Raw genomic sequence first — 19,242 nt, forward strand, 5'->3', positions numbered from 1 at the left:
CCGCAGCCGAAAGACTACGATCTTTTACCATTCATTTGACTGCTGGGTTAGCGAATAACACCACGCTCAGACGTTTCCACAAACTCAATGAAGTGCTTGATTGAAGGCCAGTCTTTAGCCATCTCTTCAAGAACGACTTTCGCTTCAGCCTGCGTCTTGCCTGCACGGTAAAACTCTTTGTAAGCATTACGTAGTGCACGCAATTCTGCTTTTTCAAAGCCATTACGCTGCAGACCTACAAGGTTCAGACCAAATGGTGTCGCGTGGTTTCCTTGAGCAAGAACGTATGGTGGTACATCTTTCACTACTGCTGAACAACCACCAATGTAGCTGTAAGCACCCACTTTACAGAATGGGTGAATCGCAGAAAGAGCCATAACACCCGCGTAATCTTCAACCGTTACGTGTCCGCCCAGAATAGCGTTGTTACCCACGTGTGTGTGGTTACCAACGATAACGTCATGGGCGATGTGCGCATTAACACACAGTAGGTTGTCATTGCCAATCACAGTTGTAGCTTTGTCTTGAGTCGTACCACGGTGAATCTGTACCGCTTCACGAATAACGTTACGATCACCAATCACAACCGTTGTCGCTTCGCCACCATACTTCTTGTCTTGGTTCTCTTCACCAATAACAGCGTGTGGGAAAATACGGTTGTCTTTACCAATGGTAGTATGACCTTTAATGACAACGTGAGACATGATTTCAGTACCTTCACCAATCTCAATATTACCTGAGATATAGGTAAACGGACCAACCGTCACGTTGGCAGCAATCTTTACATCTCCTTCAATCACTGCTGAAGGATGAATTTGAGCCGTTTCATGAATCATATTAAAACTCTCGACGAGCACATTTTAGCTCTGCAGAACAGACAACGTCACCATCCACTTTTGCAATGCCTTTGAATGCAGCAATGCCGCGACGCTCTTTGATAAATTCTACTTCGATCACTAGCTGGTCACCTGGAACAACCGGTTTACGGAATTTCGCACCATCAACACTAGCAAAATAGTAAAGTTCGTTTTCTGAAGGAGCACCAAATGATTTGAATGCGAGTAAACCTGTCGCCTGTGCCATCGCTTCAAGGATCAGTACGCCAGGAAATACAGGTAGTTGAGGGAAATGACCTGTAAACTGAGGTTCATTCACTGAAACGTTTTTAATCGCAGTAAGGTATTTCTCTTCTTGAAAGTCAATAACACGATCAATCAGCAAAAATGGGTAGCGATGAGGGAGTAATTCCTGAATTTCAGTGATGTTCATCGTTTTGTTTTCAGTAGTCAAAGTCATATTCCTATGTTGAATGCTAATTTGTATCTGAGAGGCATTATAGATGAAAAAGACCCGCAATACGCGAGCCTTTTTAGTTTCATCTAGAACTAGGCGTCTTCTTTATTTTCTAGCTGTTTTTCCACAGCTTTCAAGCGCTTGTTCATATCGTCAATTCGATGAACACGTGCCGCAGTTTTTCGCCACTCTTTGTTGGTTTGTAGCGGAATACCTGAAGAGTACATACCTTTCTCTTCAATACCACGCATTACCATCCCCATTCCTGTGATAGTAACGCCATCGACAATGTCAATATGACCATTGATCACAGCGCCGCCGCCGATGATGCAGTATTTTCCGATCTTAGTACTGCCCGCAACAATGGTACCACCAGCTATGGCAGTACCATATCCGATGTGTACGTTATGAGCGATCTGCAACTGGTTATCGAGAATAACATTATCTTCAATCACAGTGTCATCCAGTGCACCACGATCAATCGTCGTACATGAGCCGATTTCAACACGGTTTCCAATACGAACAGTGCCAAGTTGAGGGATCTTAATCCACTCACCTTTTTCATTCGCATATCCAAAACCATCAGCACCGATCACTGTATTGGCTTGCACTAAGCAATCTGAACCTAGCTCAACACTGTGGTAAATGCTCACGTTTGACCAAAGTTTGGTATTGGCACCAATTTTGGCGTTTTTGCCAATAAAGCATCCAGCACCAATCACAACGTTATCGCCCAGTTCCACACCGGATTCAATCACAGCATTGGCACCAACAGACACATTGGTACCCAACTTAGCGTCACTCGCAATCACAGCAGACGGAGCGATTGATTCCGCTGGCATCGGAGTGGTATCCAGCGCTTGAGCGACTCTTGCAAACGCGACATACGGATCGGCGACGACCAGTACATTACCCACGCAAAGTTCACGTTGCGCTTCTTTTACCATCACAACTGTTGCTTGGCAGTCTGATAAGTGTTTTGCATACTTAGGATTAGACAGGAAGGTAACGTGACCTGCCTGTGCTTTATCCATCGGCGCTACCATGGTCACTGTCGCGTTCGCGTCACCATGTAGCTCGCCCCCGGTAATCGTCGCCAATTCGGCTAAAGAAAGTGTCGCCATAATCAATTATTTTAGTTGTTTAATTACTTTTTCTGTCACGTTGAATTCAGGTTTGCCGTATTGCATAGTTTGAATATCAACAATAATGTCGTAGCCTTCTTTTTCAGCCACTTTTTTCACTGCATCCTGAATAGTTATAAACAGTTTTTGCTTCTCTTCTGCTTCACGACGTGCGCTAGCTTGTTCCAAAGCTTGGCCCTTGATCTTGTACTTGCTATCAAGCTGACCAATTTCAATACGTAGTTTCTCTACTTCTTCCTGACCAAGTAGTTCACCATCACGCTGCAACTTCTCAATCTTCGTTTTTGCTTGCGCCTTGATCGCCTTTAGCTCGTCAGCTTTGTCCTTGAACTCTTCTTGCATTTTTTGCAATACGACTTCACGTTGAGGAAGCGCTTGAAATACTTGAGCTGTATTCACATAGCCGATCTTTTGCGCCGCTTCAGCAGCATTTGCAAAAAAAGAAGACATCATCACAACAAGGCTTAGACCAGCCGCTTTAATCGTTTTATTCACTTTTATTTCCTCTAGATTAGAAGGTTCTGCCGATGGTGAAAGTGAAGAACTCTTCATCATCACCTTCGTAACTTTCAATAGGTTTCGCAATGGAGAAGACTAATGGTCCCATTGGAGACATCCACTGCAACGCCGCACCATAAGACGCACGATAGTTTGTCGGGTCAGAGAAGTCACCATAGTATGGATCATTCGCATACTTAGGATCGTAGACAAACTCAGTGTCCCATACACTCGCGGCATCAATAAACACACTGGTACGGATTTGACTTCTCACTTCTTCAGAAGCGAAAGGCGTTGGTACGATAAGCTCTAGGCTTGCAAGAGCAACTGCGTTACCACCGACTGAATCGTCGGTTGCTGACACACAACTGCTGCTATTACAGGTATCTGGGTTGCCGTTGGTTGTGTAAACCGCTTTAGGACCCGCACTGTTCGAGCCAAAACCACGTAGGGTTGTAAAACCACCCGCATAGTAGTTTTCATAGAACGGGAATAAGTTGTCGTTGCCGTCGGTTTTGCCATAGCCATTACCATAGCCCAAGCGACCACGCATCAGTAACGTAAACTCATGCTTCTTAGTGATCGGCACGTACTGTCTTACATCATACTGGAGTTTGAAGTACTGTGCGTCTGAGCTCGGTACTGTTGCCTTAGCAAATGCACGTTGATAGTTACCAGCAGTCGGGAAGTAACCACGGTTAAGGTTATTTCGCGTCCACGCAATGTTCATATCAAAGTCATTGGTAATGATATCACCGTCGGCTTGACCGATACTTTGAGCAAAACGTTGGGCTTGGTCGTACGTCGGAACATTACCAATCTTGTTGTGAGTGTAGCCGACACCAATTTCAAAACGGTTCAGCTCATCGAATGGGAAACCCCAAGTTAAGCTGGCACCATAACTTTCGTTGGTGTAGTCAACGATACCCGCTTCCGATGCTTCAAACTCGTTGTAGAAGATCTTTCCGCCCAAACTAACACCATCAAGGTTCCAGTATGGATCACGGTAATCTAAGCTGATGTTTTTCTGGTAGTCGTTCATCATTGCATTGATACCAACGCGGTTACCACTACCCGCAAAGTTATCTTGCTGAAGACCAACCTGGAAACTCACACCAGACTCGGTACCATAACCGATACCAAAGTTAACGCTGCCTGAGTTCGCTTCTTTTACGCTGTAGACCAAATCCACTTGGTCTTCACTACCGGGGACGCGAACGGTCTGCACATCAACGGTTTCAAAGAAACCTAAACGGCTAAGACGGTTTTTACCCGTTTCAATCGATTTGGAGTTAAGCCAACTGCCTTCCATTTGACGCATTTCACGACGTAAAACTTCATCTTTCGTCGCATTGTTGCCCACAAAACGGATATCGCGAACATAGATACGGTTACCCGCTTCCACGTTCACCACCAGCGAAACAGATTGATTTTCATCATCGAATTCAGGAACGGTACGAACTTGAGGATAAGCATAACCTGCTTCGCCTAGCAGGCGTTTAACGCCTTCTTCCAATCCAGTTACCGCAGAACCGTTGTAGGTTTCACCCGGTTCAAAAGTAACTAGATTTTCAAATTCTTGCTCTTTGCCTAGCAGCTCACCACGGAATTTCACATCTTTTACTGTGTAAGGCAGGCCTTCATTAAGACCGAGTGTGATGTAAACACCCTTCTTATCAGGAGAGATAGCGACTTGAGTTGAGTCAATTTGGAATTTCAGATAACCACGGTCAAGGTAGTAAGACTTCAGTGCTTCAATATCACCAGCCAGTACCTGTTTCTGGTACTTGTCGTCAGACAAGAAGTTCCACCAGGCAACATCAACATTCAGCTCAAAACGGCTTAACAGCTCTTCGTCGGTATATTCTTTATTACCGATGAAGTTAATCTGTTTGATCTTAGCGGAAACGCCTTCTGTGAAGACAAATTTCAAATCTGAACGGTTACGAGGAAGAGGAGTAACCACCGCTTTTACGTTCGCATTGTACTTACCAACACTGTAGTAAAAGTCTTCTAGACCTTTTTCAATGGTAGATAGCGTTGTGCGGTCAAGAGCTTCACCGACACGTACACCAGACGCATCAAGATTTTGTTGTAGTTGCTCTTCTTTGATTGCCTTGTTGCCAGAAAAAGAAATACTCGCAATGGTTGGCCTTTCTTTAACCTGAACCACAAGTACGTCATTGTCTCTTAAGACTTTAATATCTTCGAAGTTGCCTGTCGCATAAAGAGCTCGAATCATTTCAGAGACATCTTGGTTATCAACCGTGTCACCGATTCGAACTGGCATTTTAAGCAGAGCGGCACCGAGTGCAACGCGCTGTAAGCCTTCAATTTTAATATCTTGAACTACGAAGTTCTCGGCACCGTTTGCACTCACGCTTGTTGCTAGCAGCGTGGCAAACAGAATATTTTTCATCGCCATATTTGTTTTAGTTATTCCTTACTTCAACCTTTACTCAGCTATAGACGAGCAAAATCATTGAAAATTGCCACTGCCATAAGAGAGAAGATAATAGCCCCGCCAATGCGGTAGCCCATTTCCTGTACCTTTTCCGGTACTGGGCGTCTGATTACAGCCTCAATAGCAAAAAACAATAGATGTCCGCCATCTAACATAGGCAGCGGTACAAGGTTAATAATCCCTAAGTTCACACTGATTAATGCGAGGAAACCCAAGAAATACACTAAGCCGTAATCGGCCGTTGTTCCGGCTCCTTTCGCGATAGAAATAGGTCCACTTAAGTTATTCAATCCTACATCACCTACTATCAGCTTCTTCAACATGCTGATAGTGAGATTGATTACTTGACCTGTTTTCTCAACCGCTTTACCGATTGATTCAATTACACCAAATTGTAAGTCGAAGCGATAATTTTCTGGCCATTCTGCGACTTCAGGTGCGATTCCCGCAAAACCTATCACTTTATCGCCAGATAGCTCGCGACTATCAGGAATCAGAGTCAGTGTCAGAGGCTGACCATTTCGCTCGACCTCTAGCTCTACAGGAGCATTCGGATGTTGCTGAATACTGTTAACAACCTGCTGCCAATCAGTTATTTCAACCTCATCGATCTTAGTCAGAACGTCACCGACTTCCAGACCTGCTCGCGCAGCCGCTCCCTGTTCAGATACGCTGGTAAGTCGCGGAGTAATCTCTGGTGTATAGGGTCTAAACCCTAACGCTGACATAGAAGACTCTTTCTCAGGGTCAAAGTTCCAATTGGTAAGGTCAAAGTATTTAACTTCTTCGATCCCAATGCCCTCTGCCGGAGCGACCGTCATGGTCAGTTGTTTATCACCAATATGGGAAATCAGCCCCATGTTGACCGATTCCCAATCCGCAGTTTTGACGCCGGAAATTGCTTTTAGTTCCATGCCCTGTTGTAAACCTGCTTCGGCTGCAATCGAATGGGGCGTTACGTGACCAACAACGGGTTTCACCGCCGGAACACCGATCAGAAATACTAACCAGTAAGCAAAGATGGCAAACAGGAAGTTAAATGCCGGCCCCGCCGCAACAATCGCTGTTCGCTTCCACAGCGGCTTTTTATCAAAAGCAAATTGCTGCTCACCCTCGGCCAGATCATCGACTCGGCCATCAAGCATTTTGACGTAACCACCTAGCGGAATAACAGACACACTGTACTCAGTGCCATCTTGTCCCACTTTACTCCATATCGATTTACCAAAACCGATAGAAAACTTTTCAACTTTTACACCACAACGACGTGCTACCCAAAAGTGACCAAACTCATGGACTGCAACTAAGATGCCTAGTGCAATAATGAAGGAAACAAAGTTCCATAAAATACCGGTCATAGCTTACGCTCACTCACCCAATTGGTGGCTAATTCTCTTGCCATTCTATCGACCTCAAGAATGGTTTCCAAGTCGCTACAGTGCGACTGATTGGTATCAGCGCAGACTTTGTTCAGAACCTGCTGATTTACTTGCGCAATATCGGTAAATGACAGCTGTCGATTTAAGAAAGCAGCCACCGCGATCTCATTAGCAGCATTCAGTGCAGTAGTGGCGTGCTGACCTTCATAACAAGCATCGATCGCCAGTTTTAAACATGGATAACGAGCGTAATCAGGTTCGAGGAAGGTCAATTGGCCCACTTTCGTAAAATCAAGTGGAGCAACCCCGGCAGAAACGCGCTCAGGGTAAGAAAGAGTCAGGGCAATTGGTGTCGCCATATCCGGTTCCCCCATCTGCGCCAATACTGAACCATCCTTGTACTGAACCATAGAGTGGATAACAGATTGAGGATGAATCAATACCTTTAATTGTTCACGCGAGGTGTTAAACAGCCACTTAGCCTCGATATATTCCAATCCCTTATTCATCATGGTCGCTGAATCTACCGAAATTTTCGGCCCCATTGACCAGTTAGGATGAGCGATAGCCTCTTCAGGTGTAACACGACTTAGTGTATCAATATCGCTGTAACGGAATGGGCCACCTGAACCAGTAAGCAGGATATTTGAGATACCATGCTGATTTAAATCACAGCGGCCTAAATTGGTTTGAATCTCGCTCGGTAAACATTGGAATATTGCATTGTGCTCACTGTCAACAGGCATTAGCTCTGCGCCATGCTGTTTGACGGCATCAATAAACAGTTGCCCAGACATGACTAAGGCTTCTTTGTTGGCAAGCAGCACGCGTTTACCCGCTTTCACCGCCGCCATCGTTGGCAATAGACCAGCTGCACCAACGATCGCAGCCATAACGGTATCAACTTCATCAAAGGAAGAGACATGACACATTGCATTAACGCCTGAAAGTACTTCAGTAGCAATGTTCAGCTCTGCCAATTGCTGTTTTAGCGTCATGGCTGCACCGTCGTTTGCCATGACGGCATACTTAGGCTGCCATCTCTGGCACAATTCGCGCATTTTCGCGACGTTGTTACCCGCGGCAAGCGCGACAACAGAAAATTGTTGTGGGTTCTGTTCGATGACTTTAAACGTGCTTGCACCGATAGAGCCAGTAGCACCCAAAATTGTTAGCTTACGCATAGCAAGAAACCGATTTATGACTTAGGCAAGCCGAAGCTCGCCTAGAAAATGAAGTAAAGAAATGCAAAAACAGGGAATGCCGCTGTTAAGCTATCGATGCGATCTAACACACCGCCATGGCCTGGGATAATATTACTACTATCCTTTATACCTGATACGCGCTTAAACATGCTTTCGACTAGGTCACCTAATACAGAAATCACTACCGTCACTAAAGTAATTGCAATCATGACCAGTGGACTGGAAAATTCTATATCGAACCAATCAGCTGCTAACCAGCCAATAACCACAGCAGTGATAATACCGCCGATCAGACCTTCAATGGTTTTATTCGGACTCACATGGGGAGCCATCTTGCGTTTGCCCAAGCTCTTGCCGGCAAAATAGGCACCGCTATCGGCAGCCCATACGATCAAACATACATACAACACAAGCTTGGCACCGTGGTACGCATCACTATCAATGCCTTCAGCGCGCAGCAGTAACACGCTCCAGAAGAAAGGTAATAGTGTGAGAATACCAAATGCGTGTCGGAGTAATGTTGAGTTTTGCCACAACGCCGAAGACTTGGGATAGGTAATCGCTAATAAGCTTGAGACAATCCACCAAACACAGCCCACTGCTAATACCATATAGTGCGGCTCTACAACTTGGTTGAGACTGATGGCATCAAACGGAATAAAGGCCATACTTAGCGCACTAACTAGTACTGCAGGAATAAGTGCCATCCAACGAGATTTCGGTTCTACAAACTGAGTCCACTCCCAATAGCCAATCAACATTACAGCAGCAATGGCTAGTGTAAACAGTGGCAGCGAGAGTTCAAAAATCCCCAAAATCACTAAAGGAGCAAGGATAAGCGCAGTTATAATTCTTTGTTTCAAACTTAGGTCCTTTATTCGCTTTCCATCAATGCCTTGATCTGTTCGCCAGTGCAACCAAAACGTCGCTCACGATTGACAAACCAAGTCACTGCTTCGATCAAGCTGTTTTCATCAAACTCGGGCCAGTATATCGGTGTAAAGTACATTTCTGCGTAGGCCATCTGCCAAAGCATGAAATTACTGATCCTACATTCACCGCTGGTCCGAATCATTAAATCAACTTCAGGTAAATCTGCCATGGTTAAGTGTTGAGTGATCAGCTCTTCGCTAATCTCATCACACGTTAGTTCACCGGCGGCAACCTTAGCTGAAATTGCTTTTGTTGCCTGCATAATATCCCACTTACCGCCATAATTCGCTGCAATGTTAATGACCATTCCTGTATTTGAGGCAGTCATTGCTTCAGCTTGAGCGATTTTCTTTTGCAAGCGGTCATTGAAACGAGAGGTTTCACCAATCACTCGTAGACGTAAGTTGTTCTTATGCAGTTTTTTCACTTCCGTTGAAAGCACTGTAATGAACAGTTCCATCAAGACGCCAACTTCTTCTTCTGGCCTTCTCCAGTTTTCACTGCTAAACGCAAAAAGAGTAATAGCCTTGATTCCGAGCTTTGCCGAAGTCGCAATGGCTTTTCGTACCGCTGCAACACCATTTTTATGGCCAAACACACGAGGTTTACCTTGTGCCTTTGCCCAACGGCCATTGCCATCCATAATGATTGCGATATGTTTTGGAAGTAAATCAGGGGAGAGTTGTGAATTATGCATAAGACGTTGGTAGATAATCGGCAGGGACAAAGAGTAGCATAAAAAAACGCTGTGCTGCGAGCACAGCGCCAATTATGCGTTAAGTTTATGGAGAATTAGACTTCCATCAACTCTTTTTCTTTTGCCGCTAGCACTTCGTCAACAAGTTTAACTGCTGCATCAGTAAGTTTTTGAATCTCTTCCTGACCTTTACGATCTTCATCTTCAGAGATTTCTTTGTCTTTAAGTAGTGCTTTTAGCTCACCGTTTGCATCACGACGGATGTTACGGATCGCAACACGACCACCTTCAGCTTCACCACGAACGATCTTAACAAGGTCTTTACGACGCTCTTCTGTTAGCGGTGGAAGTGGAACGCGAATGATAGTACCCGCAGACATTGGGTTTAAACCCAAATCAGACATCATGATTGCTTTCTCAACTTTTTGAGTCAGCTCTTTATCAAATACCGTGATTGCTAGCGTACGAGCATCTTCTGCAATAACGTTCGCTACTTGGTTAAGAGGTGTTGATGCGCCGTAGTACTCGACCGAGATACCAGATAATAGGCTTGGGTGCGCACGACCTGTGCGAACTTTAGAAAGGTTGTTCTTTAGCGCTTCAACGCTTTTTTCCATGCGCTCTTGAGCGTCTTGTTTGATTTCGTTAATCACAATATCACCTTAATGTGTAAATCTTTCTCGAAGAAAGCCTAATCGGGAGTCTTCAAAAGGCAATACCGCAGCATTAAATCTGCTGCGGCGATTGGAATTACTCTGCGTCGCTGATTAGCGTGCCTTCTGCTTCACCCATAACCACGCGACGTAGTGCGCCTGGCTTATTCATGTTGAATACGCGAATTGGCATTTTGTGGTCACGAGCTAACGTGAACGCTGCCAAGTCCATCACTTTCAGTTCTTTATCAAGAACAGCATTGAATGAGAGCTTATCATACAGTTCTGCGTCTGGGTTTGCTACAGGGTCAGCACTAAATACGCCATCCACTTTTGTCGCTTTTAGAACTACGTCCGCTTCAATTTCAATACCGCGCAAACAAGCAGCAGAATCCGTCGTGAAGAATGGGTTACCAGTACCTGCTGAGAAAATAACCACGCGGCCTTGGCGAAGTTCGCGGATAGCATCAGCCCAGTTATAGTCGTCACACACACCTTTCAAAGGAATTGCTGACATTACGCGAGCATTCACGTAAGCACGGTGCAGTGCATCGCGCATTGCTAGACCATTCATTACTGTTGCAAGCATACCCATGTGGTCGCCCACAACTCGGTTCATACCCGCTTCAGCTAGACCTGCGCCACGGAAAAGGTTACCACCACCGATTACCACACCCACTTGAACACCAAGTTCAACCAGCTCTTTTACTTCTTGTGCCATACGATCAAGGATCGCAGGATCGATGCCGAAACCTTCATTGCCTTGAAGAGCTTCACCACTCAGTTTTAACAGAATACGTTGATACGCTGGTTTAGGGTTCGTTGTCATGGAGTTTACCTTCCAAAAAGAGAGTTATTGATTAACAGTCATGGATAGAGGAAAGAACCTAGTGATTCGTTCTAAGTCGCTAGAGAAGACCTTGGCACTCTAGGGACTTGACACTAACATCTAGGCGTTGTTTCCCCTATTCATCACGGCTAACCGTTTACTACCGTTATCGTAAAAAGACCGCAGCCAAGGCCACGGTCTAATATTTGCACAATTCGCTAAGGATTAACCTTTTTGAGCTAGTGCTACTTCTTCAGCGAAGCTCATTTCTTCAGCTTTCTCGATACCTTCACCTACTTCTAGGCGAACGAATGTAGCAACTGAAGCGCCTTTTTCTTTCAGCATTTCGCCTACAGATTTCTTAGGCTCCATGATGAACGCTTGACCAGTTAGAGAGATTTCGCCTGTGAATTTCTTCATACGGCCAACAACCATCTTCTCTGCGATCTCAGCAGGCTTGCCTTCGTTCATAGCGATTTCAACTTGAACTTCTTTCTCTTTAGCAACTACGTCAGCTGGTACGTCTTCTGGGTTAACGTACTCTGGCTTAGAAGCAGCAACGTGCATTGCAACGTGCTTAAGAGTTTCAGCGTCACCTTCACCAGCAACAACTACACCGATCTTCTCGCCGTGACGGTAAGAAGCTAGAGCAGCGCCTTCAACGTATTGAACGCGACGGATGTTGATGTTCTCACCGATTTTAGCTACTAGAGCAACGCGAGTTTCTTCGAACTTAGCTTGTAGTTCTTCAACAGAAGCTTTAGAAGCTAGAGCTTCAGCTGCAACTTCGTCAGCGAATGCTGTGAAGTTACCATCTTTAGCAACAAAGTCAGTTTGGCAGTTAACTTCAAGAAGAACAGCAACGCCGTTTTCTTCTTTAATGATGATTGCGCCTTCAGCCGCTACGTTACCTGCTTTTTTAGCAGCTTTTGCAGCGCCTGATTTACGCATGTTTTCGATTGCTAGTTCGATGTCAGCGTTTGCTTCAACAAGCGCTTTCTTACATTCCATCATACCTGCGCCAGTACGTTCGCGCAGTTCTTTAACTAGAGCAGCAGTAACAGCCATTCTAAATTCCTCAGTTGATTCTGGATTTGGTAAAAAACAGGGGCCTACATTTTCGGCCCCTGCTGATAACTATAACTCAGTTTATGCTACAACTAAGTTGCACATAGACTAAGTGTGACTAGGAGCCGCTATTATTCAGCTTCTACGAAACCGTCTTTTTCAGCAGCTGCAGCTACGTCTTTGTTACGGCCTTCAGTTACTGAAGTTGCAACAGCGTTTAGGTATAGCTGTACCGCACGGATCGCATCGTCGTTACCTGGGATGATGTAGTCAACGCCGTCTGGGTTAGAGTTAGTATCTACTACAGCGTATACTGGAATACCTAGGTTGTTAGCTTCTTTAATCGCAATGTGTTCGTGATCAGCGTCGATTACGAATAGAGCGTCTGGTAGGCCGCCCATATCTTTGATACCACCAAGAGATTTCTCTAGCTTCTCCATTTCACGAGTACGCATTAGAGCTTCTTTCTTAGTTAGTTTGTCAAAAGTACCGTCTTGAGCTTGAGCTTCAAGATCTTTTAGACGTTTGATTGACTGACGAACAGTTTTGTAGTTTGTAAGCATACCGCCTAACCAGCGGTTGTTTACGTAGTACTGGTTGCTTGCGATTGCAGCTTCTTTAACAGCTTCAGATGCAGCGCGCTTAGTACCAACAAATAGAACTTTACCTTTCTTCTCGCCAACTTTAGCTAGTTCAGCTAGAGCTTCGTTGAACATTGGTACAGTTTTTTCTAGGTTGATGATATGAACCTTGTTACGAGCACCAAAGATGAATGGCTTCATTTTTGGGTTCCAGTAACGAGTCTGGTGACCGAAGTGAACACCAGCTTTTAGCATATCGCGCATTGATACAGTTGCCATTTTAAAATCCTCTATGGGGTTAGGCCTCCACATCCCCCATAACTCCGACTAGGCTTCTGCCCAGCACCCCGGAATATGTGACGGAATGTGTGTGATTTAAAGATATAAGTTAGTTGGAAGTAATCAGTTTCGCCAGTTAACAAATTTAACCGAAGAGAACAGACCACATTCCGGCGCGCTTTATACCATATTTTCATGTCTTCTGGCTAGTAAAAAAACATATTGCAGTGATTTCACTCTCGCCTTCTCTCGTATCAAAAGTGAAGAATAATTCTCATTATGTAGTGTTCCTGTTAGAATGCGCCCAATCGCACCAACGAGCGCAACTGAATAAAGTAGAGAAAACCGATGTCAATCAAGATTAAAACAGCTGAAGAAATCGAACGTATGCGACTAGCGGGCGCGTTGGCCGCTGAAATCCTAGAGATGATCGAACCTCACATCAAAGAAGGTGTGACAACAGATGAGCTAAACCAAATCTGTCACGATTACGGGATTGAAAAAGGCGCATATTCTGCACCTCTTGATTACCATGGGTTCCCTAAATCAATCTGTACGTCAATCAACCACATTGTATGTCACGGTATTCCAGCTTCAGCAGACGAAGTAGGCAGCAATGGGCAACTGAAACCTGCTGTGCTCAAAAATGGCGACATCATTAACGTTGATATTACCGTTATCATCCCTAACGATGCTGACGCTGATTTGTCTGTCCGCCCAGAGGGTTACCATGGTGATACATCGAAGATGTTCTTTGTCGGCGAAGTATCTCCTGCTGACAAACGTCTATGTATGGTCACCCAAGAAGCGCTATACATTGGTATGCGTCAAGTGAAACCAGGCGCAACCGTTGGTGATATTGGTACGGCAATTGAGAAATACATCAAAACTAACAACAAGAACAATCCACGCAATAAGTTCTCTATTGTTAAAGATTTCTGTGGTCACGGTATTGGTAACGAGTTCCACGAAGAGCCTCAAATCGTTCACTACAAAAATAACGACCGCCGAGTACTAAAAGAAGGCATGTGTTTTACCATTGAACCAATGATTAACGAAGGTAAGTTTGGCGTGACTGTTGATGCCGAAGATGATTGGACGGTTTACACTGGTGATGGTAAGAAGTCAGCCCAGTATGAACACACCATCTTGGTGACGAAAAACGGCTGTGAAGTGTTAACGCTGCGTAGCGATGACACCATCCCTCGCCTAATGAACAACGCTTAATCACAACGCTTTGAAAATATCCCCGCTCAGTCGGGGATATTTTTTTATCTGCTCCATTTTGATAGATTGGTACCTAATGGACCTTCTGCACGGATTTGCTGTATGCCCTTTCAATCTCCACTGACGTTCGACAAAGACCAACTTTCAATTGCTGATCTCAAAAATCAGTTAGAAAAATTCGCGCTCTATCAGAAGCAAGAATTTCTCAATCATCACCCTGTGACCGATTTGGTTCTAGGCCGAGCTGAATATATCGATCTGCTACTCAACCGTTTGTGGATTCACTTTGGCTTTGGTGCTTTACCTAACATCAGTCTCGTGGCGGTCGGTGGCTATGGACGAGGTGAACTCCATCCATTGTCAGACATTGATATCTTGATTGTCTCAAGAAAGGCACTACCAGAATCACTGGCAGGGAAAGTCAGTGAGTTCATTACCCTGCTGTGGGATTTACGTTTAGAAGTCGGCCATGCGGTTCGCTCGGTTGAAGAGTGTGCGGAGATCGGCCGCGATGATTTGACCGTTGCCACCAACCTACAGGAAGCAAGACTTTTATGTGGTTGCGAAGATACCTTTCACCAGCTAAAAATGGTGATTCATTCAGAATCATTTTGGCCAAGTGAGATTTTCTACAAGGCCAAGGTTCAAGAGCAGCGCGACCGACATGCTCGCTACCACGATACGACTTACAATCTAGAGCCGGATATTAAGTCTACGCCAGGTGGTTTACGTGATATACACACTCTGAGTTGGGTCGCACGTCGTCACTTTGGTGCAACGTCGCTACTCGAAATGAGTCGCTATGGATTTCTAACCGATGCCGAGTACCGAGAACTGGTCGAGTGTCAGGACTTTTTATGGCGAGTGCGTTTTGCCCTGCACATTGAACTAAAACGCTATGACAATCGGCTTACTTTTGCTCATCAAGCCCAAGTCGCCGAAAACCTTGGCTATAGTGGTGAAGGCAATCGTGGCGTTGAAATGATGATGAAAGAGTTCTATCGCACGCTGCGCCGTGTGGCCGAACTGAATAAAATGTTACTCAAGCTGTTTGATCAGGCGATCCTCAACAATGGCATCGAAGCTGAGCCGCAAATATTGAGTGACGATTTCCAACGCCGCGGTCACTTGATCGAAGCTCGTAAGCCTGCGTTATTCCAAGCAAGGCCTGAGACAATTTTGGATATGTTTTTGCACATCGCCAACGACTCAACGATTGAAGGTGTGGCTCCGCCAACACTGCGTCAGCTTAGAACCGCGCGCAGAAGGCTAAATAAGTTCCTACATACCATCCCTGAAGCACGTGAAAAATTCATGGATCTCTGCCGCCACCCTAATGCACTGCATAAAGCGTTTAGCCTGATGCACAAATTGGGCGTTCTAGCGGCCTACCTGCCTCAGTGGAGTCAGATTGTTGGCCAAATGCAGTTCGATCTGTTTCATGTCTATACGGTTGATGAGCACAGTGTACGACTGCTCAAACATATCAACACGTTTAGCTATGCTAAAAACCACGATAAACACCCTATCTGCTGCGAAGTCTATCCGAGAATTCAGAAAAAAGAGCTATTGATCATCGCGGCCATTTTCCATGACATAGGCAAAGGTCGTGGGGGAGATCACTCAGTTATTGGTGAAGGTGAAGCGTACGATTTTTGTATCGAACACGGTTTATCTAAGCCTGAAGCAAAGCTAGTTTCTTGGTTAGTTAGAAACCATCTACTGATGTCAGTGACTGCTCAGCGCCGTGACATCTACGATCCTGAAGTCATTACAGAGTTCGCCAAGCAGGTACGAGATGAAGAGTACCTCGAATACTTAGTATGCCTAACGGTCGCAGATATCTGTGCGACTAACCCAGAGCTTTGGAACAGTTGGAAACGCACCCTACTCGCTGAGCTATTTTATTCGACTCAGCGAGCACTGCGTCGCGGCTTAGAGAATCCGGTCGATGTTCGAGAGCGAATTCGCCACAATCAACAGCTCGCCTCAGCGCTACTGCGTAAAGAGGGCTTCAGCGCACGTGAAATTGAAGTATTGTGGCAGCGCTTTAAGGCAGATTATTTTTTACGCCATACACACAAACAGATCGCTTGGCACTGTATGCACTTACTTCGCCATGAAGACCATACCAAGCCACTGATCCTGATGTCTAAAAAAGCCACTCGCGGTGGTACAGAAGTGTTTGTCTATAGTAAAGACCAGCATGCGCTTTTCGCCACTGTGGTCGCAGAACTTGACCGACGTAACTTCAACGTTCATGACGCGCAAGTCATGACCAGCAAGGATGGTTACGTACTCGATACCTTTATGGTTCTAGATCAGCATGGTGAAGTGATTGACGAAAGCCGCCATAAAGCAGTGATTAAACATCTGGCACACGTACTTGAAGATGGAAGACCAACTAAAATCAAGACACGCCGGATTCCGCGTAACCTGCAACATTTTCAGGTGAAGACGACGGTCAATTTCCTACCGACAAAGAGCAAAAAGCGTACCTTACTCGAGTTTGTTGCTCTGGATACTCCTGGATTACTGGCAACGGTAGGAGCAACCTTTGCCGATTTGGGGATTGATCTGCACGCTGCGAAGATCACAACCATTGGCGAACGTGCCGAAGACTTGTTCATCATTACTAGCCAAAATGGTGGCAAATTAACAGAGGAAGAACAGCAAGAATTGCGCGAAAACTTGATTAAAAACATCGCTGAACTGGCACCGTAAGCGATCTCGACCACAAGTTATTAACTTGGTTAAAAAAGCGCTGTCTACCACGAATATTGACTGCTACATTAATAGTGAATTGTTTAATCCCTACTCGCTTTGAGTAGGGATAGTCACTGCAACACAATAGAGGTAGCCTATGTATCCACACCTCACTGGTTTAGGTATTCACGATCCTAAACAAATTGAGCGCTATTCCCTTCGTCAAGAAGCGCACAAGGATGTGTTAAAAATCTATTTTCACAAACAAAAAGGTGAGTTGTTTGCGAAAAGCGTCAAGTTCAAATACCCACGACAAGTCAAAAACGTTTTGGTTGATAGCGGAAGCCATCAATACAAAGAAGTGACTGAAATAAACCGCAACTTGACTCTAGTTATTGATGAGCTGAATAAGTTGACCAAGCCGGTTAGCAGCAATGAAGTCGACGTAAAACAGAAGATTCTTACCGACTTACGCCACTTAGAGAAAGTGGTCTCAAGTAAGATTGCAGAGATCGAAGCGGATTTAGAGAAGCTGAAATAGAAGCGAGAAATTTTTGAAGGGTTGACAGACAGTGTCAACCCTTTTCTTTTAAATTCAGGTAATTAAGCTTAAATATCAGCAAGCGCTGCCTGAAAATTTCGATTCACTCATCACAAACTCCTCTCGAAGGACGAAGTCCGCTCTAAATTCTCGTAGGACGAAGTCCGTTCTCGAAGCGCAGCGTTCTAATTTCTCGTAGGGCGAAGCCCGGTCTCGAATCTTTAAACAAGCCAACCCGCATATTTGCCAACCAGATAAAGTGCCACACCCGCCATCACACCAGCGACAATATCATCCAGCATAATACCTAACCCGCCATGTACTCGCTTATCCAACCAGCCAATAGGCCATGGTTTTACCATGTCGAAGAATCGGAACAGAACAAAACCTGTCAGCAGCCATTTCCAGTCAAATGCAGATAAATTAAATAGCGGCACCACCAGCATGGTAATCCAAAAACCAGCAAACTCATCCCAAACAATAGAGCCGTGATCGTGGACCCCCATATCATCTGACGTTACCTGACAAATCTTAATACCAACGATGCAAGAGATAACGACAGCGATGATATAGAGCGGTAACGGCAATTGCACTAACAGCAGATAAAACGGGATTGCTGCCAGTGTTCCCATGGTTCCGGGTACAAGTGGCGACAAACCACTACCGAACCCCGTTGCCAGTAAGTGCCATGGATTTTTTAAAGAGATGAGAGAAAGAGGATTTGTCATAACTGGTTATATCTTACTTAAAGTGATCGTAGCCGCTTAGGTGCCAGTCGATTGGTTGCCCATTACTGTGCAGTTCAAAGGTTCCCTGAGGACGAATCTGGCCGATACATGTTACCTTAGCGCCACAATGTGCGAGTGCACTTTCAATCGATCCCTTGTTCTGCTCAGGGACGGTAAAGCACAGTTCATACTCTTCACCACTTGATAACGCATATTGCAGAGCAAGCTCTGCACTGCCTACAAACTGAGTAAGTTCATTAGAAACAGGAAGTTGTGCTACGTCAAGGCTTACCCCAACGTGTGAGCGATTCAATATATGCTTGATATCAGAAATCAGTCCGTCAGAAATATCGATAGCGGAACTAGCCAAATTGAGTAGTGCTTGCCCCACCAGCACTCTTGGTGTTGCTAGGTAATGACGCTGCTCCAGTTGCTCGGCAAAAGGCTTACGACGCAAACTGTTATCAAGCATCACATCTAAGCCTGCTTTGCTGTCACCGAGCACCCCGGTAACGTAGACCCAATCTCCAACCTGAGCACCATCTCGACGTAATGCTTTATCTGCATCCACTAAACCCTGCACGGTTAAAGTGATACTTAAAGGCCCTTTAGTGGTATCACCACCAATTAACTGGATTCCGTAGTAATCCGCCAACTCAAAGAAAGCATCACAGAAGGGCGCCAGCCATAACTCATCTGGGCTCGGCATAGTTAACGCAAGTGATACCCAACTCGGGGTCGCCCCCATTGCTGCAAGATCACTAATATTGGACGCTAATGCCTTGTGCGCAACCCAGCTAGGGTTTGCATCAGCCAGGAAGTGTGTCCCTGCAACTAAAGTATCGGTACTGATCGCCACAGAAAGGTTCTCTGGTACTTTTACCAATGCACAATCGTCACCTGCGGCAAGCACAACGTCTTTCCGTTGCTTCTGACGATTAACAAAATATTTTTCAATCAGATTAAATTCACCAGACATACTATGACCGTTAAATTATTGAATGTTTGGACATAAA

Annotated in this window: 18 protein-coding genes; 3 read left to right on the forward strand and 15 right to left on the reverse strand. The window is 45.2% G+C overall.

Translation table 11 applies throughout. The features are described 5' to 3' along the window. Nucleotides 1–47: 47 nt before the first annotated feature. The 13 genes from lpxA to rpsB all read right to left on the reverse strand — a co-directional run bounded on the left by lpxA (nucleotide 48) and on the right by rpsB (nucleotide 13,024). A complete protein-coding gene (gene lpxA, locus DA100_RS18355) occupies nucleotides 48–836 on the reverse strand; it encodes an acyl-ACP--UDP-N-acetylglucosamine O-acyltransferase (RefSeq protein ID WP_138973448.1) in 789 nt (262 codons plus the stop codon). Nucleotide 837: 1 nt separating this feature from the next. Then, nucleotides 838–1,290, reverse strand: coding sequence for a 3-hydroxyacyl-ACP dehydratase FabZ (fabZ, locus tag DA100_RS18360; protein WP_138973449.1), 453 nt, complete (start codon nucleotides 1,288–1,290; stop codon nucleotides 838–840). Between the two features lie 95 nt (nucleotides 1,291–1,385). After that, the gene (gene lpxD, locus DA100_RS18365; RefSeq protein ID WP_138973450.1) at nucleotides 1,386–2,417 is read right to left on the reverse strand and encodes a UDP-3-O-(3-hydroxymyristoyl)glucosamine N-acyltransferase; all 1,032 of its coding nucleotides are present in this window, start codon (nucleotides 2,415–2,417) and stop codon (nucleotides 1,386–1,388) included. Nucleotides 2,418–2,423: 6 nt separating this feature from the next. Next, complete coding sequence (locus DA100_RS18370) at nucleotides 2,424–2,933, reverse strand: OmpH family outer membrane protein (RefSeq protein ID WP_138973451.1); 510 nt, start codon at nucleotides 2,931–2,933, stop codon at nucleotides 2,424–2,426. A gap of 16 nt (nucleotides 2,934–2,949) precedes the next feature. Then, nucleotides 2,950–5,361, reverse strand: a complete 2,412-nt coding sequence (gene bamA / locus DA100_RS18375) for an outer membrane protein assembly factor BamA (RefSeq protein ID WP_138973452.1) — start codon at nucleotides 5,359–5,361, stop codon at nucleotides 2,950–2,952. 38 nt (nucleotides 5,362–5,399) lie between these two features. Next, nucleotides 5,400–6,758 carry a sigma E protease regulator RseP gene (rseP, locus tag DA100_RS18380; protein ID WP_006881550.1) on the reverse strand — a complete coding sequence of 453 codons (1,359 nt, stop codon included), beginning with the start codon at nucleotides 6,756–6,758 and terminating at the stop codon, nucleotides 5,400–5,402. Further along, nucleotides 6,755–7,963, reverse strand: coding sequence for a 1-deoxy-D-xylulose-5-phosphate reductoisomerase (gene ispC / locus DA100_RS18385; RefSeq protein WP_138973453.1), 1,209 nt, complete (start codon nucleotides 7,961–7,963; stop codon nucleotides 6,755–6,757). The genes rseP and ispC overlap by 4 nt, the downstream gene beginning before the upstream one ends. 41 nt (nucleotides 7,964–8,004) lie before the next feature. Next, a complete protein-coding gene (locus tag DA100_RS18390; protein WP_138973454.1) occupies nucleotides 8,005–8,847 on the reverse strand; it encodes a phosphatidate cytidylyltransferase in 843 nt (280 codons plus the stop codon). Between the two features lie 11 nt (nucleotides 8,848–8,858). After that, complete coding sequence (locus DA100_RS18395) at nucleotides 8,859–9,614, reverse strand: isoprenyl transferase (RefSeq protein WP_138973455.1); 756 nt, start codon at nucleotides 9,612–9,614, stop codon at nucleotides 8,859–8,861. Between the two features lie 95 nt (nucleotides 9,615–9,709). Continuing rightward, nucleotides 9,710–10,267 (reverse strand): ribosome recycling factor, encoded by a 558-nt coding sequence (gene frr / locus DA100_RS18400; RefSeq protein WP_138973456.1) that lies wholly within the window; start codon nucleotides 10,265–10,267, stop codon nucleotides 9,710–9,712. Nucleotides 10,268–10,364: 97 nt separating this feature from the next. Further along, complete coding sequence (gene pyrH / locus DA100_RS18405) at nucleotides 10,365–11,096, reverse strand: UMP kinase (RefSeq protein ID WP_138973457.1); 732 nt, start codon at nucleotides 11,094–11,096, stop codon at nucleotides 10,365–10,367. A 225-nt stretch (nucleotides 11,097–11,321) separates the two neighbouring features. After that, complete coding sequence (gene tsf / locus DA100_RS18410; RefSeq protein WP_138973458.1) at nucleotides 11,322–12,164, reverse strand: translation elongation factor Ts; 843 nt, start codon at nucleotides 12,162–12,164, stop codon at nucleotides 11,322–11,324. Between the two features lie 131 nt (nucleotides 12,165–12,295). After that, nucleotides 12,296–13,024 (reverse strand): 30S ribosomal protein S2, encoded by a 729-nt coding sequence (gene rpsB, locus DA100_RS18415; RefSeq protein ID WP_053440062.1) that lies wholly within the window; start codon nucleotides 13,022–13,024, stop codon nucleotides 12,296–12,298. 348 nt (nucleotides 13,025–13,372) lie between these two features. On the opposite strand from rpsB, the gene map reads away from it, so the two are divergent. From map to DA100_RS18430, 3 genes are all read left to right on the forward strand, one after another. Beyond that, complete coding sequence (gene map, locus DA100_RS18420; protein WP_138973459.1) at nucleotides 13,373–14,251, forward strand: type I methionyl aminopeptidase; 879 nt, start codon at nucleotides 13,373–13,375, stop codon at nucleotides 14,249–14,251. Between the two features lie 102 nt (nucleotides 14,252–14,353). Beyond that, nucleotides 14,354–16,975, forward strand: coding sequence for a bifunctional uridylyltransferase/uridylyl-removing protein GlnD (glnD, locus tag DA100_RS18425; RefSeq protein WP_138973460.1), 2,622 nt, complete (start codon nucleotides 14,354–14,356; stop codon nucleotides 16,973–16,975). A 139-nt stretch (nucleotides 16,976–17,114) separates the two neighbouring features. Further along, nucleotides 17,115–17,498 carry a DUF3461 family protein gene (locus tag DA100_RS18430; protein ID WP_138973461.1) on the forward strand — a complete coding sequence of 128 codons (384 nt, stop codon included), beginning with the start codon at nucleotides 17,115–17,117 and terminating at the stop codon, nucleotides 17,496–17,498. 221 nt (nucleotides 17,499–17,719) lie between these two features. Here DA100_RS18430 and pgpA read toward each other — a convergent pair whose 3' ends face one another. Both pgpA and thiL read right to left on the reverse strand, forming a co-directional pair. Then, nucleotides 17,720–18,226, reverse strand: coding sequence for a phosphatidylglycerophosphatase A (gene pgpA / locus DA100_RS18435; RefSeq protein ID WP_138973462.1), 507 nt, complete (start codon nucleotides 18,224–18,226; stop codon nucleotides 17,720–17,722). Nucleotides 18,227–18,239: 13 nt separating this feature from the next. Continuing rightward, complete coding sequence (gene thiL / locus DA100_RS18440) at nucleotides 18,240–19,205, reverse strand: thiamine-phosphate kinase (protein WP_138973463.1); 966 nt, start codon at nucleotides 19,203–19,205, stop codon at nucleotides 18,240–18,242. Between the last annotated feature and the right edge of the window lie 37 nt (nucleotides 19,206–19,242).

This window comes from Vibrio sp. Hep-1b-8, assembly GCF_006124995.1.
Taxonomy (GTDB): domain Bacteria; phylum Pseudomonadota; class Gammaproteobacteria; order Enterobacterales; family Vibrionaceae; genus Vibrio.